Source organism: Bacillus marasmi, from assembly GCF_902168435.1.
In the GTDB taxonomy this organism is placed as follows: domain Bacteria; phylum Bacillota; class Bacilli; order Bacillales; family Cytobacillaceae; genus Bacillus_BU; species Bacillus_BU marasmi.
Genome location: NZ_LR656180.1, coordinates 1 through 22554 on the forward strand (window position 1 = coordinate 1; position 22554 = coordinate 22554).

The 22554-nt window shown below is 37.0% G+C and carries 23 protein-coding genes, 1 rRNA gene and 1 pseudogene; 6 read left to right on the plus strand and 19 right to left on the minus strand.

Annotation, left to right across the window (positions count from 1 at the left end):
* Both FXW34_RS19005 and FXW34_RS19010 read right to left on the minus strand, forming a co-directional pair.
* Positions 1-131 (minus strand): 16S ribosomal RNA (locus FXW34_RS19005); the annotation flags it as partial.
* 267 nt (positions 132-398) lie between these two features.
* Positions 399-629: a hypothetical protein gene (locus FXW34_RS19010; protein WP_147535640.1), complete on the minus strand. Its 231-nt coding sequence runs from the start codon at positions 627-629 to the stop codon at positions 399-401.
* A 134-nt stretch (positions 630-763) separates the two neighbouring features.
* Between FXW34_RS19010 and pdaB the strand changes: the two genes are divergently transcribed.
* Positions 764-1516, plus strand: coding sequence for a polysaccharide deacetylase family sporulation protein PdaB (pdaB, locus tag FXW34_RS19015; protein ID WP_147535641.1), 753 nt, complete (start codon positions 764-766; stop codon positions 1514-1516).
* Between the two features lie 42 nt (positions 1517-1558).
* Here pdaB and FXW34_RS19020 read toward each other — a convergent pair whose 3' ends face one another.
* A complete protein-coding gene (locus FXW34_RS19020; RefSeq protein WP_147535642.1) occupies positions 1559-2188 on the minus strand; it encodes a KinB-signaling pathway activation protein in 630 nt (209 codons plus the stop codon).
* A gap of 200 nt (positions 2189-2388) precedes the next feature.
* Between FXW34_RS19020 and gerD the strand changes: the two genes are divergently transcribed.
* A complete protein-coding gene (gene gerD, locus FXW34_RS19025; protein ID WP_147535643.1) occupies positions 2389-2973 on the plus strand; it encodes a spore germination lipoprotein GerD in 585 nt (194 codons plus the stop codon).
* Positions 2974-3024: 51 nt separating this feature from the next.
* Here the strand turns inward: gerD and FXW34_RS19030 are convergent, their stop codons facing one another.
* The 4 genes and pseudogenes from FXW34_RS19030 to rpsI (FXW34_RS19045) all read right to left on the minus strand — a co-directional run.
* Positions 3025-4080 (minus strand): Mrp/NBP35 family ATP-binding protein, encoded by a 1056-nt coding sequence (locus tag FXW34_RS19030; RefSeq protein WP_147535644.1) that lies wholly within the window; start codon positions 4078-4080, stop codon positions 3025-3027.
* Positions 4081-4220: 140 nt separating this feature from the next.
* Positions 4221-4940: an N-acetylmuramoyl-L-alanine amidase CwlD gene (cwlD, locus tag FXW34_RS19035; RefSeq protein WP_147535645.1), complete on the minus strand. Its 720-nt coding sequence runs from the start codon at positions 4938-4940 to the stop codon at positions 4221-4223.
* Between the two features lie 99 nt (positions 4941-5039).
* A complete protein-coding gene (locus FXW34_RS19040; RefSeq protein ID WP_147535646.1) occupies positions 5040-5489 on the minus strand; it encodes a YbaK family protein in 450 nt (149 codons plus the stop codon).
* Between the two features lie 456 nt (positions 5490-5945).
* A pseudogene (gene rpsI / locus FXW34_RS19045) lies at positions 5946-6011 on the minus strand (30S ribosomal protein S9); the annotation flags it as partial.
* 249 nt (positions 6012-6260) lie between these two features.
* Here rpsI (FXW34_RS19045) and FXW34_RS19050 point away from each other — a divergent pair.
* Positions 6261-6992 (plus strand): M48 family metallopeptidase, encoded by a 732-nt coding sequence (locus FXW34_RS19050; protein WP_147535647.1) that lies wholly within the window; start codon positions 6261-6263, stop codon positions 6990-6992.
* Positions 6993-7046: 54 nt separating this feature from the next.
* On the opposite strand, the gene FXW34_RS19055 is transcribed toward FXW34_RS19050, so the two are convergent.
* Genes FXW34_RS19055 through FXW34_RS19070 form a run of 4 tightly spaced genes read right to left on the minus strand, consistent with a single transcriptional unit; the run spans position 7047 to position 13135 of the window.
* Positions 7047-7430: a hypothetical protein gene (locus FXW34_RS19055; protein WP_147535648.1), complete on the minus strand. Its 384-nt coding sequence runs from the start codon at positions 7428-7430 to the stop codon at positions 7047-7049.
* Between the two features lie 26 nt (positions 7431-7456).
* Positions 7457-10396, minus strand: a complete 2940-nt coding sequence (locus tag FXW34_RS19060) for a type I restriction endonuclease subunit R (protein ID WP_147535649.1) — start codon at positions 10394-10396, stop codon at positions 7457-7459.
* The gene (locus tag FXW34_RS23205) at positions 10393-11661 is read right to left on the minus strand and encodes a restriction endonuclease subunit S (RefSeq protein ID WP_222705338.1); all 1269 of its coding nucleotides are present in this window, start codon (positions 11659-11661) and stop codon (positions 10393-10395) included. Before FXW34_RS23205 ends, FXW34_RS19060 begins: the two co-directional genes overlap by 4 nt.
* Entirely contained in the window at positions 11654-13135 is a 1482-nt protein-coding gene (locus FXW34_RS19070) for a type I restriction-modification system subunit M (RefSeq protein WP_147535650.1), read from the minus strand. Before FXW34_RS19070 ends, FXW34_RS23205 begins: the two co-directional genes overlap by 8 nt.
* Positions 13136-13466: 331 nt before the next feature.
* Between FXW34_RS19070 and FXW34_RS19075 the strand changes: the two genes are divergently transcribed.
* Positions 13467-14897: a hypothetical protein gene (locus FXW34_RS19075; RefSeq protein ID WP_147535651.1), complete on the plus strand. Its 1431-nt coding sequence runs from the start codon at positions 13467-13469 to the stop codon at positions 14895-14897.
* 663 nt (positions 14898-15560) lie between these two features.
* On the opposite strand, the gene FXW34_RS23080 is transcribed toward FXW34_RS19075, so the two are convergent.
* From FXW34_RS23080 to FXW34_RS19095, 5 genes are all read right to left on the minus strand, one after another.
* Complete coding sequence (locus tag FXW34_RS23080) at positions 15561-15704, minus strand: hypothetical protein (protein WP_187119035.1); 144 nt, start codon at positions 15702-15704, stop codon at positions 15561-15563.
* Positions 15694-16116 (minus strand): hypothetical protein, encoded by a 423-nt coding sequence (locus FXW34_RS19080; protein ID WP_147535652.1) that lies wholly within the window; start codon positions 16114-16116, stop codon positions 15694-15696. The genes FXW34_RS23080 and FXW34_RS19080 overlap by 11 nt, the downstream gene beginning before the upstream one ends.
* A complete protein-coding gene (locus tag FXW34_RS19085) occupies positions 16116-17768 on the minus strand; it encodes a hypothetical protein (RefSeq protein ID WP_147535653.1) in 1653 nt (550 codons plus the stop codon). The genes FXW34_RS19080 and FXW34_RS19085 overlap by 1 nt, the downstream gene beginning before the upstream one ends.
* 83 nt (positions 17769-17851) lie before the next feature.
* Positions 17852-18127 (minus strand): helix-turn-helix domain-containing protein, encoded by a 276-nt coding sequence (locus tag FXW34_RS19090; RefSeq protein ID WP_147535654.1) that lies wholly within the window; start codon positions 18125-18127, stop codon positions 17852-17854.
* Positions 18124-18309 carry an XRE family transcriptional regulator gene (locus FXW34_RS19095; protein WP_147535655.1) on the minus strand — a complete coding sequence of 62 codons (186 nt, stop codon included), beginning with the start codon at positions 18307-18309 and terminating at the stop codon, positions 18124-18126. Before FXW34_RS19095 ends, FXW34_RS19090 begins: the two co-directional genes overlap by 4 nt.
* A 144-nt stretch (positions 18310-18453) precedes the next feature.
* On the opposite strand from FXW34_RS19095, the gene FXW34_RS19100 reads away from it, so the two are divergent.
* Both FXW34_RS19100 and FXW34_RS19105 read left to right on the plus strand, forming a co-directional pair.
* Complete coding sequence (locus FXW34_RS19100; RefSeq protein ID WP_147535656.1) at positions 18454-19479, plus strand: hypothetical protein; 1026 nt, start codon at positions 18454-18456, stop codon at positions 19477-19479.
* Positions 19480-19545: 66 nt separating this feature from the next.
* Positions 19546-20697: a site-specific integrase gene (locus tag FXW34_RS19105; RefSeq protein ID WP_147535657.1), complete on the plus strand. Its 1152-nt coding sequence runs from the start codon at positions 19546-19548 to the stop codon at positions 20695-20697.
* Positions 20698-20814: 117 nt separating this feature from the next.
* Here FXW34_RS19105 and rpsI (FXW34_RS19110) read toward each other — a convergent pair whose 3' ends face one another.
* The 3 genes from rpsI (FXW34_RS19110) to truA form a co-directional block, all read right to left on the minus strand.
* A complete protein-coding gene (gene rpsI / locus FXW34_RS19110) occupies positions 20815-21207 on the minus strand; it encodes a 30S ribosomal protein S9 (protein ID WP_147535658.1) in 393 nt (130 codons plus the stop codon).
* Between the two features lie 21 nt (positions 21208-21228).
* Positions 21229-21666 carry a 50S ribosomal protein L13 gene (gene rplM, locus FXW34_RS19115; RefSeq protein ID WP_147535659.1) on the minus strand — a complete coding sequence of 146 codons (438 nt, stop codon included), beginning with the start codon at positions 21664-21666 and terminating at the stop codon, positions 21229-21231.
* Positions 21667-21814: 148 nt separating this feature from the next.
* Entirely contained in the window at positions 21815-22552 is a 738-nt protein-coding gene (gene truA, locus FXW34_RS19120; protein ID WP_147535660.1) for a tRNA pseudouridine(38-40) synthase TruA, read from the minus strand.
* Positions 22553-22554: the final 2 nt, after the last annotated feature.

Consider the following 22554-nt stretch of genomic DNA (forward strand, 5'->3'; position numbering starts at 1 on the left):
CAGGTTGCCCACGTGTTACTCACCCGTCCGCCGCTGACTATCGGGAGCAAGCTCCCTCAAGTCCGCTCGACTTGCATGTATTAGGCACGCCGCCAGCGTTCGTCCTGAGCCAGGATCAAACTCTCCAAGAAAGTTGAGTTGATTTAGCTCATAAAAGTTACGTTGGCTAGTGTTCATGACCGAAGTCAGATACACTAAAAATTTGTTTATTGTTGACGTTTGTTTGTTTAGTTTTCAAAGAGCAATTTGTTGCTTGTCGCTCAGAGGCGACTTTATAAATATACCATTTCGTCATATGCTTGTCAACACTTTTTATTTTCAAAAAGTTGATGTCCAGCAGCGACGTTTATTAATATACCAAAGGATTAAAAAATCGTCAACATATTTTATTAATTTATTTATCCTCTTTTTAATTTCTTTCGCTTTGAAGGCATATAGTATAAGCATTCCTTTGGAGAAGCTAATCTTTTAAATAGCGTAAATAACACAGTATATCGCTCTTCCATAGCTTTCTTTGCACTATGATCAACTCGATGATCATTTAAATCAAATAAAATTTCATCCATTTCTCGCTTAATCAAATACCTTATTTCTTGTTCTTCTTTACAAGAGATTATCATACCTAACATGAAAACCTTCCTCCTGATGTTGAAATTGGATTTTTTTGTAGTGTTTTCCAAATTTGATTTTTTTATTAGCAAATTATCATATCGGCTTATTTACCGCATAGGATAGGATTGAGCGATGGGACGAGGTGACTTGGATGAATTTCTTCTTTATATTAAACGGAAAGACCATTAAACACCTGCTTTTAATTATGATTGCTGCTTTCTTTACTGCCTTTTTCATGTACATGGAAAATATTTTTCATCTTGCTGTTTTTACAGCTAAAGACGGGCCAAAAGCAATATATAAAGGGGAAAAGGATGTTGCGTTGAGCTTTAATATTGGTTGGGGCGATGAAAAAGCTGAACCGATTATTGACACGCTTAAGAAGGAAAATGTAAAATCCGCTACATTTTTTCTATCAGGCTCTTGGGCGGAAAGACATCCTGACCTTGTAGAGAAAATTGTAAAGGAAGGCTATGAAATCGGAGTATTAGGATATTCCTACCAGGATTATTCCGAATTGGATGATGCTAAAATACGTAAAGACCTCTTATTAGCACAAACGGCCTTTAAAAAATTAAATGTTAAGGATATTGAACTTGTTCGTGCCCCGACAGGACATTTTGATCAAAGATCTTTAAAAATTGCTTCCCAGTATGGTTATACATTCGTTCATTGGAGCTTAGATTCAAAGGATTGGACAAATCCTGGAGTGGCTGAAATTACAAAGAACGTTGCTAAAGCAAAAAATGGCGACATTATCCTATTACATGCATCTGATTCGGCCAAACAAACCGCAAAAGCATTGCCTGGAATAATCAGTGAATTGCGTGGAAAAGGACTTAAATTTGTATCGGTTTCACAAATGATTTCCAACGGAACGACAGAGTCAACCGAAATAAACTAAAAATAAAGAGAAGCAGCTAAAAGATAGCCGCTTCTCTCTGTTTTATGCTTTACCAGTTTGTTTTCTTTGCATTAGGGATGATTCATTAAGTTTATGGAGTACCAGTAATTGATATGCATTACAGGCAAGCAAAGGAATAAGCATTAAATATAACCAGCTATGTTCATTTACACGTAGTACTGGCATCCATTCAATAATTGTAATGACTACCATGAAAAATAATGCTGGAATAAACGCTTCTTTATTCGTTTGTTTTGCTTTCTGCCACGCAAAGATTAACCCCACGATAAACACAAAAACCGCAAGTGCAATATAGGAAAAGTAACTCTCCCCTTTTTCAGCAAAAAAGATATACCGAAGATAAACTAGATCAAATAACACAAAACCAATTAAAATGATCTGGACAGCATTCCACAATTTCGCACTTCGGAACATACCCAAACCAAACCGGTGAACTGTTAAATAGGCGAAAAAGCCCATTTGACTTACTAAACTGAAAATAAATCCAATCCCGATTAACCAAAATAGAACTGACAAGATTTCCAGCATTTCAAAATTGGCAAACGATGGCGCAAACTCCTCCCAGCGTACGACAAAACCAACTACCCCTGTTGTCAAAGCTCCGATTAATAATGTTGAAAAAAATAGTTTGACCAAATTACGGCTATTCACGGTTCTTCCCCCATAGAAAATTATTAGTAAACATCAAAAAAGTCCTGAGTATTACCCTATATTTTTGAAAAATGTTTTATTTCATTAATGATTGTACCAACCAAATTTTGAAAAATCTAGATATTACCCTCTAAATGAATAATATTTGCCCTTGATTCTCATTCTATATGTATGAACTGCTTTGTGAAGGGAGCCTATATATGTTAAAGAAATCGAACCTGCTCCTCCCATTTTGCTTTTTCTTTATTATTTCTGGCTGCGCTGACTCTGAGGCTAAAGGTGGAGAACTTGATTATGAAGAAACAAAGAAAATGGTTGTCGACATTTTAAAAACCGATGAAGGAAAAAAGGCCATTCAAGAAGTACTCACTGATGAAAAGATTAAACAACAGTTGGTAATGGATCAAACCGTTGTTAAAGAAGTGATTGAACAAACATTAACTTCTGATAAGGGCATGGAATTTTGGAAAAAGGCTTATGAAGACCCTAAATTTGCTGAGGGTATGGCCAAAAGCATGAAGACGGAAAACGAAACTTTATTAAAAAATATGATGAATGATCCTGAATATCGTGGGAAACTAGTTGAAGTCATGAAGGACCCTGAGCTTCAAAAAGAAGTCCAAGATACATTAAAAAGCACCGAATACAGAGAGCATTTACAGAAAATTGTTAGTGAAACATTTGAAAGTCCTCTTTTTAAAGCTAAGATACAGGACCTTCTTTTAAAAGCAGCTGACGAAGTAAAAACCGGCAAAAAGGGCGAGGGTAGCGCAGACGAAGCCTAAATTTCAAAAAAATGACAGCCCCTAATTCTAGTAGCTGTCATTTTTTTTGCATTAGTTTTCGATTTTTTCAATAATGTTTTTGGCAATTTCCATATAGATTTTACCAAGCTTATGATCTTCTTGATAAATTGATGGCGCGAAGTCCTCTTCATCCCAATCAGGTTGTCCAAGAGGCAGCTGTCCTAGCACTTCTGTTTGTAACTCTTCAGCTAGCCTATCGCCACCGCCACGGCCAAAGATATATTCCTTCTCGCCTGTCTTTTCACTTTCAAAATAGGACATATTTTCGACGACTCCGATGACTTCATGATCAGTCTTAATCGCCATTGCACCTGCACGCGCAGCTACAAACGCTGCAGTAGGATGTGGAGTTGTTACAATAACCTCTTTACACGCTGGTAGCATTTGATGTACATCTAGTGCTACATCGCCTGTGCCTGGTGGTAAATCAAGCAATAAATAATCTAGGTCGCCCCAGTCAACTTCATTAAAGAAGCTGTTTAGCATTTTACCAAGCATTGGTCCGCGCCAAATAATTGGAGCATTATCTTCAACAAAAAAGCCCATAGAAATAACTTTTACGCCAAATCGGTCAACTGGAAGAATTTTTTCATTTTGCACAGCTGGACGAGTCGTAATTCCCATCATATCAGGAACACTAAAGCCATAAATATCAGCATCCACTAAACCAACTTTTTTGCCTAAACGCGCTAATGATACTGCAAGATTGACGGAAACTGTTGATTTCCCAACTCCACCTTTACCACTTGCAATCGCAATAAACGTTGTTTTGCTAGTTGGAGACAGCAAGCCTTCTACCTCAGGCGCCAATTGTGAACGGAATTTTTCCAGGATTTCTTCAGGTAGCTCGCTAAATCGTAAGCCAACTGTGTTTGCACCTTCCTGTTTAAGCAAGGAAACGATTTCTGATTGAAGCTGTAGCTGTTCAGCCGTACCAGTTTTTGCAATAGCCACCTTTACGCTAACGTGACCTTTCTCTTCATTAATCTTTACCTCTAGAATCGCATTTACTTCCTCAAGCGTTTTATGTAAAAAAGGTTCCTTTAATCCATTAAGTACTTCAATTACTCTTGCTTCTGTTAACATGAATAAAACACCCACCTTATGTATTCGTTTCCAATTCATAATATACCAAAACTCAAAAAAAGAACAGTTATCTGTATCACACTTAATAACACCTATAAGCTGTTATTTCGTAAAATAAAAAAAGAGAAGGTTCTCACCTTCTAGTCTGCTTCTTTTAGTTCTTTTTCAACCGTAAAATATCGAATAATTCCTTTATAAATAGATGCCGCTACCTTTTCTTGATAGCGTTCTTCCTTTAAATTGTTTCTTTCACGCGGATTTGATAGAAAACCAATTTCTACTAACGCTCCCGGTTTTTTAGCATGCTTTAATATATAAACATGATGAATTGACTTTGCTTTACGATCGGTATTTTCTAGATTTTTTCTTAATTCATCCTGTATAAACTTAGCAGCACGCTGATTTTCTTGTATTTTAGGTGCATAGAAGGTTTGCGCACCGCTCCAACGTGGTGAAGGAATGGAATTTAAATGCACACTGACAAATAAATCTGCTTCCGACTCATTAATCATCTTTAGGCGAGCCTTTAAGTCTTCAACTTTCCTTCGACTATAGCCGCGAGTATCTATTTCAGCTAAATCACGGTCAGTTTCCCTCGTCATCATCACAAGTGCACCTTGTTCCTGCAAATAATCACGTAGCTTTAACGACACATCAAGAGCAATATCCTTTTCGAGCGCGGTTTTATTGCCCGCCCCACCATCTGGTCCGCCATGTCCTGGATCAATTAGGACAATTTTCCCACTTAAGGGGAGGTTCCATGATTTCCATGAATCATCTTCCCTAAAATCATATTGTAAAATAAAGAATAAAATCATTAGCCCGAGAGCAAATCCACTGATTTTTAATTTCCGTTTCATGTGCTGAGCTACTCCCTCCTGCCTGTCCTCATAATTCACTATATGGGACAAAAGAGAGCTTTAGAACACGAAACACCTACTTACCTATAACAACATATGTTAATGAAGGCGGAGTTTATGACGTCTTTCCCCTTTTTGAAACCCTTCTCGCCACCATGAATCAACATATTGCTCACACATATAAAATAGAGATTCACTATGAATTCCCTCATCCATCATTCCATGACCCCAATACAAAATAAAATTATATAAGGTATCAGTTAAGTGCTTACGTTCGGCATCACAGCGCTCTTTAACCTGCTGTAATTGCTCACCATAATAACCGAAGCGGCTCATTCTTGCTCCTAGCAGATATGCTTCTATGGCAACATCATAACAGGCCTCCTCCATTCCGGATTTCATCAAAACACTTGAAGCAATTCTCGATGATCCAAAATGGTGTTTCACACTGTTTTTTAACATTTGTATCGATAATTCTCGCAATACGGTTCGTTCATATTTTATTTGTTTTTCTCGCTGTTTATCTGTAAATGTTGTTATCAAGGTCATTTCCTATTACACCCCTTTGAAGGTATTCTTTATCCTTCTTACGGGAGGCATACAATTTTTTAAAGACATAATGTTTCCAATTTTATTGGGAAAAATTAAGAATACACTACTGAAAAATTAACACTCCTATGCCGTCCTAACGAATGGATTATTGTAGAGAAAAGTAGCGACAACGTTATATACCAAAATAGGAGGAGAAATTCCGCTTAATTCTGTTTTAGAATTAAAAACAGCTTCAATAAGCGGAGAAATTCCCCTTATTGAATTAAAACAAGCAAGAAAAATGGTTTTTTCAATGCTTAACGGTAAAATCTCCCCTTATTTCCCCTAAAATGAGCTACATTCTGTGTTTAAGAGGAATATTTCCGCTTATTTTGCTTCTACACCATTACACTTTCCAAAACAATAAAAAAACCCCAGTCGAATGACTGAGGCTTGGTTTTGTAAAGAAAAAAATTAACGTTTTGAGAACTGAGGTGCACGACGAGCGCCTTTAAGACCGTATTTTTTACGTTCTTTCATGTATATATATAATATGAAGAAACATGGAAAAAAATGATACTTAAGAAAGCCTGATATTATAGGCTTTCTTCATTTTTTTAAAACATGATTAAAAACCATAATATATGTTTTATGGTCAAAATATGGTCATGATATGGTCGCAAAACTTTATTCCTTGATTAAATCTAATCTAACATTATCCATGGTCGACGTTTGACCAAGCCCGATAAAATTAATAAAATTGAAGTGGTTAATAACGGAGGGATCATCATGCACAGCTTCCAATATGGGACAACATCATTTAGCTATACAGTTGAATTACAGGAAAAAAGAAAAGACATAGCCATTTCAGTTAGTTTGGATGAAGGGATTAAGGTGCGTGCGCCAATTGGAATTGAGCCAACACACCTTGAAACAATCCTCTACAAAAAAGCACCCTGGATTATTAAAAAGAAAAACGAACTCGACGAAATTGGGGTGCCAGCTAAACCGAAGGAATTTGTAAGCGGAGAGAAATTCCCTTACCTGGGTAGAAATTACAAATTAAAAGTACATAGATTTGAAAACATACAGAAATCAACGCTTAGTTTTCGGCAAGGACGATTTATCGCTGAAATACCAGCTGAAATGTCAGATTGCGAAAAAGAAAATGAATTGAAATTGAGTTTTAAAGAGTGGTATACCCTACACGGATCTAAAAAGGTCGAAGAAAGGCTTCAAATATATTGCCCGAAAATGTTATTGGAGCCCTCTAATTTCGTGATTAAGGAGCAGCAAAAGCGTTGGGGATCTTGCGCTAGCGATGGCGCTATTTACTTGAATTGGCGTATTATGATGGCTCCGATGGCGATTATTGATTATGTCCTGGTACATGAACTAGCGCATTTAAAATATCAAGATCATTCACCAGAATATTGGCGGTTTGTTAGATCTATACTTCCGGATTATGAGCACAGAAAAGATTGGTTGCGTGTTAACGGTCCATTACTTACCTTAATCTAAATTTTAAAAAACTAAAAAGACGCTTGGATTAAAGTCCATGCGTCTTACTTATAGCTAATACACCCTCAAATCCGGCAATTCTTCAGCTTTAAAATCCACTACAATAAAAAATCGATCCTTATCTAGACCTATTTCGCTGATTGCCGTTTCAATATTTTTCTTAAGGTCAAGTAAATATTTTCTAAGTTCCAAGCCCTCAATTTGTCCTTCAAATCCATTTGATTCAAATTGTACAATCCTATATTCTTCATCTGGTTTCGTGAGCCTATGTGCTTCTGGAATATGACCATGCCAAATAGTTTCAGAATAATAACTGCTTTCTGGTATTTTCAATTTAAATTTTACATGGTACTCCGGGTAGTCTTTTTTTATAAATGGTCTTGATAACCAATCAAGTTGACCAACCGTCATTTCCATTTGAACACTCATCTTAAACATAAGAAGCTTCCTCTCTGGAAAAGTGATTATTGTCTATAATGAACTTCAGCTAAGTCCATCAGTTGCTGCGTCAAACCCTCAATCTTTTCTTTCGGACATTTACTTGCTCGGAGTTGTCGCTTAATCTTCTTCCGCATTTCTCGTTTTACATCTTCTTTATCTGTCCATTCACGTACAGCCTGGTCTTGAATGTTCTCAGTAATGATGTGAGTGAGCTCCTTTAATGCTTCCTTGTCATCTTCATCTGGAAGCTGCTGCTCAAGCATTTGGAAAAACGGATATTGTTCACGAGTAAAACCGTGTTCCTGGCTTTTCTGGGCGGTATTTCGCATTTCATTGACCATTTGGCGATATTCCTCCAAAAGCTCCTCGATGGTCATCTGGCGGTCTTTCCGACGCTGAATCAGTTCCTCTAACCGTTCCTTTAATGAAATATAAAGAACAGGGTTCTCGTCGATTTTAACCTTGATCTCATGTCGTATCGCATGCTCCATTTCAGCTGCCTTCGCTTCTGGTGTCGATGTTTCTTCCAACTTTTTCTCGAACTTATTGGATAAAATATCGATTGGATCATGCAGCACCTCAATATTTCTCACAAACAGATATTCTTCGATTAGTTCTTTTACCTTTTGACCGCAATCCGAAATATCCATGCTATCTTCCCGATAACGAGACTTTGCTAACTGACGTATCTTCCCCAAATACTTAAGATCATTCAAGTATGGTTTTGCTTTCGGGCTTGGTAAGATCATATCCATGCTCTCAGCAAATTTCTTAAATGCTGCTTCAAACTCATTTCTAACATCCTCTGGCTCTAACACTTGAATGCAGCCTTCTACATCATCGTTTCGTAGATAATCAAAGAATCGCATTGCCTTCCGATGTCGGGATTGCAATCGAGGAATCTCAGTATCGACGCTCTGTAATGCACCCTTTATATCCTGTTCTGCAAAGATGCCTAAAGCTTTTTCAAGGAAACGCGAAACTCCAAAATAATCTACGATTAATCCGTAAGTTTTCTTATCATATGTACGATTTGTCCGTGCAATAGCTTGTAATAAATTATGTTCCTTAAGTGGCTTATCGAGATACATCACTTGTTCGATAGGCGCATCGAATCCGGTGAGGAGCTTATCACATACGATAATAAAACAAAGCGGATCCTCACTCATTGGTTTTTTAAACCGGTCAATGATTTTCTTTTCTTCATCCTTGGATATATGGTGAGCTCTCATTCTCTCTTCATCATTGTGACCGCCAGAAATAATCACTTTCGATTCATAGTCACTTAATTGATCAAACATTTCTTTGTATGTAACTGCCGCTTCCCTCGTAACTGCTACTATTTGGGCTTTAAATCCATTTGGCTTAATATGTGTTTCATAATGTTCGATTATATCAAGCACGATTCGCTTAATGCGCTTTGGTGATGATATTACTGCCAGCTCCGTTACATACTTCTTTTTAATACGTTCCCGATCTTCATCTCCATAATCCCGGAATTTCCGATCAAACAAATCATCAAGAGAATCTCCTTCAACATGAAGGTCAACCATCCTAGCTTCATAAAAAATCGGTACGGTAGCACCATCCTCAACTGCTTGCTCAATTGTGTATTTATCTATGTATGTTCCAAACGTTTTAATCGTGCTCTTATCTTCTTTATCGATGGGCGTTCCGGTAAAGCCTAGGTAACAGGCATTTGGCATTGCAGTTCTCATATTCATAGCTAGACCGCTATATTGAGTTCTATGGCTCTCATCAACCATTACAAAGACATTTTCTGATTTTGTTAGCTCCGGGTAACCACTTTTTTCAGCACCCTCTTGGAACTTTTGCACCAATGTCATAACCGTTATTCCTTGACCTTGTTGAAGTAATCTCTTTAAGTCAGCCACGGATTCTGCTTGCTGCGGATTTGGAAAGCCGCATCGACGGAATGTGTTAGCAATTTGGTCATCCAAATCTTTACGGTCAGTCACGACAACGAGGGTTGGGTTCTTTAATTCTTTAATTCTTCGGAGCTTTACAGCCAAAAAAACCATCGTTAATGACTTTCCGCTTCCTTGAGTGTGCCAAACAACACCCCCACGATGCTGAGGATTATCCGCATGAATGATGCGGCTGATGGCCTTATTTACGGCTCTGTATTGCTGATAACGTGCTAATTTCTTTATTGTACGCCCTTCAACCGGTTCGAAAACAATAAAGTTCTGGATGAGGTCAAGTAGGTTTTCCTTTGTTAACATTCCGGTAGCTAATACATCTTGTGTTGATGGATTATCCCCGATTTCGGCAACAGTACGAGGATATGGATCCTTCCATTCCCCGAAATGCTGCGCTCTAGCTCCTATGGTTCCAGCTTTAGCCCGATCGTTACTCGTTGCTATTAGAATCTGATTGTAGTAAAAAAGCTGCTCACATTGCTCCTGGTAGCGTAATAGCTGCTTTACTCCTTGCCCTATTTGTTCATCTGGAGATAAGGTAGGACTTTTGCATTCGATCACTACTAAAGGCAATCCATTTACAAAAACTACGAGATCCGGTCTAATAGTTCCTCTTGCATTCGTTATCGAATATTGGTCGACGATTAGGAACTCATTGTTCTCCGGTCGCTCGAAATCGATTATTCTAACAGTCTGGTTCTTTTTTCCCTTACCGAGATCTTGCTGGATTGAAATCATATTGATGAGGTTTTCATGAAATGATTGGTTCGCTTCCATTAAGTTGGTCGATAAAATATGAGTTATGGAGCGTAAAACCTTATTCAGATTGTTCTCGTCAATCCAAGGATTCAATTTTTGAATTCCTCGAACTAACCGTCCCTTTAGTAGTACGTCCGATTGTGAGTTGCGTTCAGAATCAAGAGAAGAGCCAATAATATGCTCATAGCCCAATCCCTTTAATTGATTGATTAAGCGATCTTCTACAAGAGTCTTTTCGTTCCAATCGCTGGTAGTTGTCATGAGGGTGTCACCTCTTCTTCATCAGCCTTTACTCGAACCTTTCCTGTAAGAAGATCTTGCATTAAACCTATTTTTATATTTTTAAGTTTCTTTAATTTTTCTTGCTCATTCTGAACCTTTTTATCCACGGAACTAAGAATACTAACAATTTGATATTGTTCTTTTTTAGGTGGAAGCGTTATCTTAAAGTCTTTCATTATACTTGTAGTTAAATTTGTGAACACCCCCCCGTGAGTTGCAGAAGCGTCAAGTTTATCCTTTAATGATGTAAAACAATAAAATAAATATTCCTCTGTACAGACTTCCGATATTTCACTAATACCTAAAAAGCCGTCATGAATACAAGCGTCTACTGCCAAAATTCCAGGTATTCCCACCGTCCCGCTACATACGACCACCAAAGAACCTGCTTTCATTGGTCTACTTCTTTTTGCACCTTCTTCTGTTAGAAAATCAATTCTTGGTGTAATATACTTTTTATCCCGAGTAACATCTGCGACCATTAATCGCGGAATTTCCCCACCGTAAAATCTCGGATCACCTTTGGGGCGTGGACTTGCACCTCTAATGACATTGGAGATTTCACCAACTTTTTTCAAGTTCCACTCTGCTGGTATTTCACCAACTTCAGTTTTCTTAAATTTTGTATGCCCAATCCCTTTTGTAAGAAGCTGCTGCATTAGCCCTTTTTTTATTTTTTCTGTTTGTTCAATTATTTCTTCAGTACTTTCAATAACCCTATCGACTGATGAAATAACAGATGCAATTTTTTTTTGTTCACTTTTCGCCATTGGTAACTTAATATCCATTTTTCCTAACTTAGTAATATAAATGTGTTTAATTGTTGAACCCCCAGCGTCCAACATAATCCTTTGTTGCATCATAGGTGATGTTAATAGGTAATACATAAAAGTCACATCAACAAGCCCTAGATGAAGTCTTATAGCAGCAACCGATTGATTAATGCATATATTCTCTTTATCTACTATAGCCATTCTACCTAATGTTCCATCTTTCGTTATGAGCAAATCATTAACTCCAGGTTTACTTTTGGGAGTTAGATCCTTATTAAACTTCTCTAAATATGTCCTCCTAGCTGTTTTATATTGAATTTTACCTTTATTAATATCTTTTGCAGTGACCATATATGGTCCTTCAGTAGTGGTTGGCATTGGATTAGTAAACCCATAAGTTATATACTCACAAAACTTTTCAAGCGGAGCATGGTACCACTCATTTGAGATACCTATATTTTTATTATTCAAGGTAGCCCAACTCCTTTAAAAAATCGTACATATTTTTTTCGTTAGTATCACGTTCTGCTTCTAAACCTCTAAGTTCTGCAATTGCTGATACTAAATCAATTTGCTCTTCTTCTTCTGTTGTATCAATATAACGAGCAATATTGAGGTTGTAATCATTTTCTTTTATCTCGTCAATTCTTACAGGCCGACAATATTTCTCGACCCCATCACACTTATTATAAGCAGAAACAATTTTTTCAATGTCCTGGTCTCGAAGCGTGTTCTGATTCTTACCTTCTTGATAATCCTCAGACCCATTTAGGAAGAACACCTTCCCTTTTTTGTTTTCTTCCTTGTTCCGATTCATAATCAAGATACAAGCTGGTATTCCTGTTCCATAAAAAAGATTAGTAGGCAATCCAATAACTGCTTCAACGAGATCCTCTTCAAGCAATCCCTGGCGTATTTTGCCTTCCGCACCACCGCGGAACAAAACCCCATGCGGCATGACGACACCAGCTTTTCCTTCATGATTTAAAGCTGCCACCATATGTTGAACGAATGCAAAGTCACCTTTATCCTTTGGAGGTATACCGAAGCGGAACCGACCGTATTCATCGCTCTCAGCTTCCTCTCTACCCCAATTACTTAAGGAAAACGGTGGATTAGCAATCACACGATCATATAGAATTAACTCTCCACCTTCAAGTAACTTAGGCTCGCGGATCGTATCACCTTTTTCAATTCGGTGGTCACTTAAACCATGGAGTAGCAAATTCATTTTACAGATTGCCCATGTATTTAGGTTTCGTTCCTGGCCATGTAAAGTTAGGTTTCGTGGGTTTCCACCCTTTGATTTTATGTAATCGACAGATTGAATGAGCATACCACCTGAGCCAGCTGTCGGATCGCAGATTCTCATGCCCTCTTCTGGCTTGATTAGTTTTACTATTAGTTCAACGACTTTGCTTGGCGTATAAAACTCTCCGCCCTTTTTGCCAGCATCGTCAGCGAATTGCTTAATGAGATATTCATAAGCACGACCAAGCATATCGGGTTCAGATAAGTTCGCATTGCTTAAATCAATCGCAGAAAAATGGCTTATTAATTGGAGCAGTAATCGGTCTGGCAGCTTCTCTTTATCATTGAAGTCAATTGTAGCCAAGACCCCTTGTAGAGAAGCGTTTTCCTCTTCTAAGGCTTCAAATGCCTTGTTAATGGCATCGCCTATATCTTGCGTTAAAGACTGAATATGAACCCACCTTGCGCGTTCTGGAACGAAAAACTGATGTTCATCATGGTCATACCAGCCGTAGTCGTCGCCCTCTTCTTCTTCGATTCGTTTAGCGGTTTCAACAAATACGTCATTCAAGCGTTTTAAAAAAAGCAAACCAAATATGTAATTTTTATAATCGGATGAATCAATGGAACCTCTTAGGATGTTTGCAGACTCCCAAAGGTGGGATTCGAGTTGTTGAAGTGTAAGTCGAGCCATATGTATTCTCCTTTTTGTGTGTTTGTAATATATGTAAATTTGTCCAATTTAAATATACCAAATTCAGTATCTGCTAACCATTCTTACAGAGAAATAGCTGTAAATTTATTTTAAGGTTTTTACCCAATCAGTTTCCGAGGAAGTAACTAAAAATAAACGTAAGCTGATTGAACTACTGCCTAGTTTCGTTGTTAAAGAATATTTGGCTATTATTGAATGGCATTCCGCACTTCCATTTTTTAACACAAAAAATGTTTTTATATAGAGCGTCCTGTTGTAAAATGGCAAGAGAATTAATATTTCTATACAGTTAATAAGGAGGAGATTAAAGGTGAGCAATGAAAAACATGAATTAATTGAAGGCAATAATGAAAGTCGTTCATTAATGGATTTACAAAATTTTGAAGACTATTTAAAAACACTAGGACTTCCACATGAGGGCATCATTGCTTCTAATAGAGAAAGAAAAATTATGGGTACTAATTTACCAGAAGCGATTCAAGAACTTTCACCTCAAAGCAAACGTGATGCTATTTATTTATCGAAGTTTGTTGCTAGTTCTGCGATAGGTTTATATGATGCCGCTTTAAATTACTTATGGAATGAAGTAGTACTTTCATTAAGGGGCAAAGTAAATGTCTATGGTTTAGAATTATTTTTCGATGCCGCTGTTGGCGGAGACTTAAGAGAAACTTATTCTACATATGAAGATTTAAGTTCAATTAAAGATAATACTTTAATTGATACTTGTAGAAAACTTGAATTAATTTCTGACATTCTTCATGAAAAACTAAAGCATATTTTATTTATGAGAAATAACATTGGAGCATCACATCCAACGATGGAGTCGATAAAAACATTTGAGCTCTTGGGATGGCTTGAAACATGTGTTAAGGATGTTATAGATGATCGGCCTTCGGAAGCAGCTATATTTGTACAACAACTAATTGTGAATTTAAAAAATGAACAATTAGTAATTGATGAAACTCGTATAGAGCATATTAAAGAAAATTTGAAAAAACAAAATACAAGAATTTCCGGAAATTTGTTAATTACATTGTTTAGTATTTTTACAAAAAAGAACACATCACCTAATGTAAGAGATAACATTCTTAAATTAGCCCCAGTGGTTTGGGATGTTAGCCCCGAGAATAAAAAATATGAAATTGGATTTAAATTAGACCATTTTGACGTAAATTTGGACGAGGAATCTCTTGCTCTAGGTAATAGTTTCCTTGAGAAATGTAATGGCCTAGCTTTTAAAAGTGAAGGTACAAGATGTAGGGAATTAAACTCTCTACTTGACCGCTTAATTGATGCACATAATGGGTGGGATAATTTCCATCATGAAGTTCCAATTATTAAACAAATTAAAAAGTATATCGTAGAGGAAAGTAACATTCTACCTAACATCAAGGATAAGTTGATTAAGACTATAATGATTTGTAGAATCGGCAATGGGGTAAATTATTGTGGTGGTGTTTCACCAGGGGCACAACCAATATATGATGAGTTAATAAAACTATTTAATTCACAACAGATTAACACTTTAATTAAATATATGTCTCAACCAGAAATACGTAATTTATTTAGTTCAAGCAACTGTATTAATCAAACAAAAAAATTATTAGAATTAATTAATTTGGATTTACAAGAAGCAAGAACTCGGGAAGCAATAGAATTTATTATTGAGAATATCAATAATTATAAAACTAAGATTTTTACCACTAAAGAACTTAAAGAATGTATAAAATTTCTTTAAATATTATGGAGCTTGGGTTCATATCCCAAGCTCTTTACGTTGGATATTTTTATTTCTTTTAGCACTATTTAGAATACAAGAAATGAACCCCTTCTCATTTAAACACTCCTCGGTTCGAGGGACATTTTTTATGAGCCTTAATGCTTTTGCAGTTATACAAGAATACTAAGGTATTTGTTACTTTAGATCAATAAAACGTTAATGTATTAATTCATTTTCGCTGGTCTAAAAAAATTCACCTTAGTAAACCTTAATAAAATCCTTTGATACCATTTCCAGACTCTTAGACCCCTTTATCCTTATGGTCCGTACTCATAATACGCCAAGAAAGCTTAATCCTAACTTTTTAATACTAAAGGTGGTGCGCACATCATAAAAGGCGGTTAAAAAAGTAAATAGATGGGTCTTGTACATTCCCCTTTGAAGGCGTGTTATTCCATTGAAATTGATTTTAGCGCATAGATTCGCAAGGCAATCATTCATATTTTTGACTCTGTTTTTGGCTGGCGTTTTTCATAACCTAATCTCTATTTTCTCCAAATGCTGCAGTTACAATGTAATGTTTTGTCACCATATGGAAAATCAATAATTAACGTTAGACAAAGAAGGACGCTATAGCAAGCATCCTTCTAAATTATTAATATCGCACCCTAAAGTAAGGGTTTATTTTTTTCGTCTGTTTTCAATTCTTTCTAAATTTTTTATAGCAATTTGTTCACTTCTATAAGCAATTTCTGCTCGTTTTTCCGCCCTTCTCAACTTTTCTTGCATTTCTTTTAGTTTGCGCTCCAGCTCTTTATTTTCCATGCATAGCTCTCCCCTTACGATCAATATAATCAAAATAACCTTTTGATCTAAGCAGTACATAGTTAAAAATAGCATCCTCAAAAATGACCTTATGACTAACCGATCTTTCCGAATTTGATTGATAGGTTTCTCTCCATGCTCTCCATTTGTCATTAATCTGTTCAATATATACAACACTCTGTTTGCTAACAGATTTAAAATATAATGTACCTCTTAATCCGATTAGAAAATGGTTTGCTCTGGCGACTTGATCTCGATTTAATATCTCAATTAACGCTTGTTTATTTTGCTTTATCTGTTCCTTTAACAACCCAGAAAGGCGCTTCCCATGCTTGATTCGCAACTGTTCACCTTCTAGGCTTAACTCACAACCAAAGGCTTCGACACGCTCCATAAGTTTTTGGAGATTCATTAGATTAATAAATCTTCGTCATTATCGTCATTATCGTCATGAACATTGATTTCATATGGTTTTCTTGATGACGATAATTTTTGTACACCGTCATCGACCACTTCTTCGGTCATATCTTTATCAATGGTTAACCTTTTATCTTGTACTGTTTGATTACTATATGACGTTAATGACGATGTATCTCCAACTCTCTCTAACTTTAATGTTTTTTTCATTTTATTTTCCCATTCGACATATAAATAGCCCATTTTCCTCAATGCCGGATTAATACGTCTTAATCGGTTTCTAACGTTCCTAGCTGTTGGCCATGATTTACTCCTTAATGTCCTGTCATCAGTAAAATAAGCTGCTTCCGCTAACAGTTGTGTAGCGTTTCCGATCCATTTACCTTTTCTTTTGATTAATTCTAAAATTGAGCATGCGAATGGGTCTGATTCTATACCTTGTTCTATCGCCACATCACGATTGATTTGATAAATACGAATAAACTCGCCTTTATCCCAATTTAGGGCTTCTTCTGCTGCTGTAATCCATAATGCAAAGTCTGCCATCCTCGGCTTATTTCCAAGTTCAGTGTGGGGTAGCACTTCAAGAGTTTTGCTAACTATTGTGCATAATGCACCTAGAATACTGTCTTTTTTGCTTGCGAAATTTTCCCAAAAGGTTTTCTCATCGGTTCTTCTTTTTTCCGGAATAGAGGGTAGGTTGATTACTATAGATCTATCCAATAAGTCCTGGCGTTTAGCTATATCATCAATTCCGTTCAATATGATTGGTCTCATAATGTTAAATACAGATTCCTCATCATCAGTAAATAACTTTCGCGTTGACAGCCCACCGCCTGTTGAAACTTTGCAAAGAGCATCACTCATTTGGCTATTTAGGCCACTCAAATTATCGAAAGTTAATATCCAAGTATTGTTAGCCGCTATGGAAAGATCTCTTTCATCACTAGGTAATGCCCTTAACGAGAGCGCGCTTGGGTCTATCAATGATCTTAACACTTTGGTTGTGGTACTTTTCGCACTACCTTGTTCGCCTTGAATAGTGAGTATCGGAAATGGGGAATTTTCCCTAAATGTAGATAATAGCCATGCTATAATTAACTTATAATCATCTTCTGAATTGTAATTAATGAATGATTTTAAATCATTTATATTCCCATCAACATTCGGTTTGGGGAGTGGCTGCATTATTTTGGACCGCTTAAAATAAACAGGATATTGATTAGTCACTCTCCAACCCTCTTTATTTATTTCAACTACCTCCCACCCATCATTGCATAGATCCAGGTAAATACTATCTACGGTCTCTGCAATCCTTACATGAACCTTTTCTATTTTTCCTTCTAATCTCGCTTTTGCATCTAATGCCCTAAGAGCATCTTGGAGTGCTTGATTACCCGGAACTTTGTCTTTGTTTTTATGGAGATTCATATATCTATAGGTCAATATGTCTCTAAAGCCGCTTGAGCGAATTGGCCAAACTTCATAATGACCTTTGACTTTTATCCTTGCATAAGAATTATCCTGTTCGTCATAAAACAAGGTAATATCAGAAGCTAGACCGACTAATATTTGTGATTGTGTTTTCTTTTCTCCGTTATCATCATCTTCAAAATGTTCCTGTGGAATATTACTATTATTTTGCATTTGAATATAACACCTCTTCTTCATGCTAAATAAGTAAAATTAACAGTCGACACGTGAACGTGCGACTGTTTTTTTGCTTACTCTTACTTTTGGGCATAATAACGTAACCAATCTTGTATATCCCTTCGATTCAAACGAATAACTTGCCCTCGTCGAAAAAAGGGAATATCATTGCTTGCGATCATATTTCGAATCGTTGGTTCACTAACCTTTAGAAATTCCGCAGCTTCTCTTATCGTCATTACCTCAGTGCTACTTATTTGAAGATGCACTTCTTCCAGAATTTCTTGCAAAATTATTTTTAGGTCATCACGTTTAATAAGCAATACATCTGGCGGCAATTCAAAGTTAAGTTTCATTGCCTTTCCTCCAGCTTTTGTAGTTTAGACATCAAATCTTCCTTTTGTGCCGAATTCAGCTCCTTACGAAGCATTCTGGAAAATACACTTTCACCAAACCCCAAAAATTCGCCAGCTTCCCACTGTGAATATCCTTTTGACTTAATGAGGTGTCTGATCTCTTGGTTTGCGGTGTGTTTCAAGCCGTAGCCCCCATTTCATTCAATGTACTCGAAACTCAAACCAACTCTTTAGTTGTGGTTGATGATGTTTCTAATTTATTGTATTATTAATTAGTAATCACTTAACCATAATAAAGTGATTATCAAAAAGAAGGAGGTGTTTTAATGGAGAGTAACACATTTATCAACAATTCCGTTTGGACCAGGCAACAGTACGAAATATCAAACGAGCATGGAATTGACTACATCATAATTAAGAGGGGATCTGAAAAGGCTGTTTACGAGCCGTTAAACCAAGAAATTTTATATTCCCGACCGAAGAATAAGCTGGAACACTTGAAATCTTCACCCCATGTGGCGCTAAGTAGAATTGATCCAAATAATTACGAGGATATTTTGTTTTTCGTAAACACTTGGGGTCTTCTAGGCTTGAAGCACGTAGTAAAGTACAACGAAATAAATCTCCTAGCTGAATTGTTAAAAATCCCTCATTTCGGCTTGGAATTTCCGGAGATTCGAGAATTGTACCGCGACCGTACAAGGAGGAGAGGAGAGAGAGATCGTGAACCTCTTTTAGTTTTTCAGCAAGCTATAAGAGACTACCAGCAAATCATCACAGAATTGGTGAAATATCGCGATTATAAGTTACCGATTGAATTCTACAGCAAAGGGAACAAAAAAGACTTCATTGAAAAAATGAGCCAAAATGAAGGGCCAAACTATCCAGGTGAAAACAATAGAAAACGTAAGGCAATCGAAAATGAGGTTGGGAAGGCATTAGTGCCGTTCTTAAAATTGAATGAAATGGTCAAAGACGTAAGTCCACAAATCTTTTGGAACGCAAAAGAAAGCAAAGGAATTATGGGATGGAGATTCACTTCGTTGCTTTCAGCAAATTACTTAAGATTACTTTTAGACTTTGGTGAAGGGAAAAGCTTTACACATTGCAAATGGAAAAACTGCAGAAAACCGTTTATTCCTAGGAATCCAGCAAATCAATATTGTGATGATAAGTGTCGAAATTCAGACAACACATATAGACACAAGTTGAATATTTGGTTAGGCAATATTAAGTCCGAATTTCCTAATCGTAATGAACAAGAGATTGAAAACATATTCTATTCGTTAATTGAGGATGGTTTAAGTGGCGAAAAGAAAATCCTTAAGCGGATTAAACAAATTTTAGATTAAACGCACTTTTGCACTTTTAAGATTAAGTCACTATAAAATTTACTTAAAGGGAAAGGAATGCACATTATGGCATCATTTCAAAAGTATCAAACAAAGGAAGGCCTAAGGTGGTTGTTCAAAATGTACACCACACCAGACCCGGAGACAGGAGAAAAAAAGCAAACAACACGTAGAGGATTTAAAACCAAAAAGGAAGCAATGGCTGCAGCAATAAAGCTGGAACAGGAGGTCGCAAGCGGTGTAATGATTAATAACTGCAGCCTTACATATGAGGAGGTTTTCAATCAGTGGTTTGCCAACCACATTAAAACTATTAAAACAAGCACAAGGAAAACAATCGAATCCAAATTTAGAACTCATATACTTCCCCGGTTCGGAAAATTAAAAATTAAAGATATTAGCAAGGCATACTGCCAAAAGATGATAAACGATGTTGCTGATACTATTGCATCTGTTAATGATATTAAGATCCAAGCGAACCAGGTATTTAAATATGCTGTTAAAATGGACATTATTTCAAGGAACCCAATGGAGCATGTTTCCATACCAAAACAGCAAAAGGAACAGTTAAATGAAGAAGATGAAGCTGACGAGCGTAATTATTGGACGAAAGATGAAGTGAGGAGATTTTTGTCCACATCCCAAAAGGAAATTTCATTTCGGGATCACGTTCTTTTTCACTTACTAATTTATACCGGAGCTCGAAAAGGCGAGCTTTTAGCACTAACTTGGGGTGATATTGATTTTGAAGTTGGCTCAATACGGCTATGGAAAACATTATTTCAAACCAATGGACAGCACCTTTTTCAGACGCCAAAAACGAAGGAATCTAAGCGGTTAATTAGTTTAGACACCCAGACACTAACCTTACTTAAAAAGTGGCGTATAAGCCAAATAAAGGAGGAATTAGCACATGGAGAAACAAATAGTGGCAATAACGTGGTTTTTACTAGGGATGATGGGACACCGTTACGTTTAGCTTATCTAAACGAAAAGCTAAATAGCTTGATTAAGAAACATGATCTTCATCCCATTACCATTCATGGTCTTAGGCATACTCATGCTTCCCTTTTATTTGAAGCTGGAGCCAGCATCAAAGAGGTACAGGAACGACTAGGTCACACCGATATTCAGATGACAATGAACATCTACACCCACGTAACAAATACTCTTAAAGAGCAAACAGCATCCAAATTTCAAAAGTACATCGAGCTGTAGTTCACGGTCAGATGTGGTCAAAGAAAATTTATATGGTCAAAATATGGTCACGAGCATAATTTTGCAACAAAAAAGACCCCCAAGCAAAATGCTTGAGAGCCTTTGAAGCGTTGATAATTAACGTTTTGAGAACTGAGGTGCACGACGAGCGCCTTTAAGACCGTATTTTTTACGTTCTTTCATACGAGCGTCACGAGTTAATAAGCCTGCACGCTTTAATGTTGGACGGAATTCTGGATCAGCTTGAAGTAACGCACGAGCGATACCGTGGCGGATAGCGCCAGCTTGACCAGTATAACCTCCACCTTTAACGTTTACAAGCACATCGTAGCTACCTAAAGTTTCTGTAGCGTTTAATGGTTGTTTAACCACTTCACGTAATGCTTCGAATGGGATGTAATCTGTGATTTCACGATCGTTGATTGTGATTGTACCGTTACCTGGAACTAAACGTACACGAGCAACGGAGCTTTTACGACGACCAGTACCGATATATTGAACTTGTGCCAAGTAAATAACCTCCTCTTAAAATTATCCGCGAAGTGTATAAACTTCTGGTTTTTGTGCTTGTTGTTGGTGTTCGCTACCTGCATAAACGTGTAATTTCTTGAACATTTGACGTCCAAGAGAATTCTTTGGAAGCATGCCTTTGATAGCAAGCTCTAACATTTGTTCAGGGTATTTTGTACGCATTTCAAGCGCTGTTCTTTGCTTTAATCCACCTGGGTGGTTTGTGTGACGATAGTAAATTTTATCAGTTAATTTTTTACCTGTAAGTTCGATCTTAGCTGCATTGATGATAATAACATGATCACCAGTGTCAACATGTGGTGTAAAAGTTGGTTTATTTTTTCCACGTAAAATTGATGCTACTTCACTTGCAAGGCGACCTAAAGTTTGACCTTCAGCATCAATCACGTACCATTTACGTTCAATATTGTTTGAATTAGCCATAAACGTTGTACGCATGAATTTCCCTCCTAAATAATCTAATCAGATTGTCCATATATTATTTTTACACAAATTGCTCTTCCGGGGCTCATTGTGGGGTTAATATACATACCGTTTTATATAATAACTTGTCGGTGGCAAATTGTCAACACCAGGAATAGTTGCCTTAATAAAAAACTTCCCATAAATATAATCCATGTGCAGGAGCAGTTTTGCCTGCTTTTGTTCGATCGTGGCTTGCTAAAATGGCTGGAATAGTAGCGGCATCACGCTCTCCAGAACCAATCTCTAACAAAGTTCCAACCAAAATTCTCACCATGTTATATAAAAAACCATTACCAACAAATCGAAATACGAGTAAATCTTCATCTTCTATCATGTCGATTTCATGAATCGTCCGAACTCGATCCTCAACTTCGGTTTTTGCTGAGCAAAAGCTAGTAAAATCGTGGGTACCTAGCAATAATTTTGATGCTGTTACGATTGCTTCTGTATTTAATGGATATTTAAATTGATAGGCAAAATTATGCTGAAACGGATCACGAATCGTAGATAAGTGTAAATAATAGCGATATTCCTTAGCAATAACATCGAACCTTGCATGAAAATCATTTGGTGCAGCTTCAGTTTTTAGCACTGATATATCGTGCGGCAGCAGCGTATTTAGAGCAATTGTCCACTTCTCTACCGGTATTTTTAACGGTGAATCAAAGTGGATTACCTGACCTTTAGCATGCACACCTGCATCCGTTCTTCCCGACGCAAAAATCCGCACCTGTTCACCCTTATGAAGCTTTTGCAAAGCCGACTCAAATTCACTCTGGACTGTTCGTTTATTCGGCTGAACTTGATAGCCTGAAAATGCCGTCCCGACATATGCGATTACACATTTATAACGTTGCATTG

Coding starts and splice junctions, on each gene's coding strand:
- FXW34_RS19010 (WP_147535640.1), bottom strand. CDS start 629: ATGTTAGGTATGATAATCTCTTGTAAAGAAGAACAAGAAATAAGGTAT.
- gerD (WP_147535643.1), top strand. CDS start 2,389: ATGTTAAAGAAATCGAACCTGCTCCTCCCATTTTGCTTTTTCTTTATT.
- pdaB (WP_147535641.1), top strand. CDS start 764: ATGAATTTCTTCTTTATATTAAACGGAAAGACCATTAAACACCTGCTT.
- FXW34_RS19090 (WP_147535654.1), bottom strand. CDS start 18,127: ATGAAACTTAACTTTGAATTGCCGCCAGATGTATTGCTTATTAAACGT.
- FXW34_RS19100 (WP_147535656.1), top strand. CDS start 18,454: ATGGAGAGTAACACATTTATCAACAATTCCGTTTGGACCAGGCAACAG.
- FXW34_RS19055 (WP_147535648.1), bottom strand. CDS start 7,430: ATGTTTAAGATGAGTGTTCAAATGGAAATGACGGTTGGTCAACTTGAT.
- truA (WP_147535660.1), bottom strand. CDS start 22,552: ATGCAACGTTATAAATGTGTAATCGCATATGTCGGGACGGCATTTTCA.
- cwlD (WP_147535645.1), bottom strand. CDS start 4,940: ATGAAACGGAAATTAAAAATCAGTGGATTTGCTCTCGGGCTAATGATT.
- FXW34_RS19060 (WP_147535649.1), bottom strand. CDS start 10,396: ATGACAACTACCAGCGATTGGAACGAAAAGACTCTTGTAGAAGATCGC.
- rplM (WP_147535659.1), bottom strand. CDS start 21,666: ATGCGTACAACGTTTATGGCTAATTCAAACAATATTGAACGTAAATGG.
- FXW34_RS19040 (WP_147535646.1), bottom strand. CDS start 5,489: ATGACCTTGATAACAACATTTACAGATAAACAGCGAGAAAAACAAATA.
- FXW34_RS19070 (WP_147535650.1), bottom strand. CDS start 13,135: ATGGCTCGACTTACACTTCAACAACTCGAATCCCACCTTTGGGAGTCT.
- FXW34_RS19080 (WP_147535652.1), bottom strand. CDS start 16,116: ATGAATCTCCAAAAACTTATGGAGCGTGTCGAAGCCTTTGGTTGTGAG.
- FXW34_RS19030 (WP_147535644.1), bottom strand. CDS start 4,080: ATGTTAACAGAAGCAAGAGTAATTGAAGTACTTAATGGATTAAAGGAA.
- FXW34_RS19050 (WP_147535647.1), top strand. CDS start 6,261: ATGCACAGCTTCCAATATGGGACAACATCATTTAGCTATACAGTTGAA.
- FXW34_RS19105 (WP_147535657.1), top strand. CDS start 19,546: ATGGCATCATTTCAAAAGTATCAAACAAAGGAAGGCCTAAGGTGGTTG.
- FXW34_RS19085 (WP_147535653.1), bottom strand. CDS start 17,768: ATGCAAAATAATAGTAATATTCCACAGGAACATTTTGAAGATGATGAT.
- FXW34_RS23080 (WP_187119035.1), bottom strand. CDS start 15,704: ATGGAAAATAAAGAGCTGGAGCGCAAACTAAAAGAAATGCAAGAAAAG.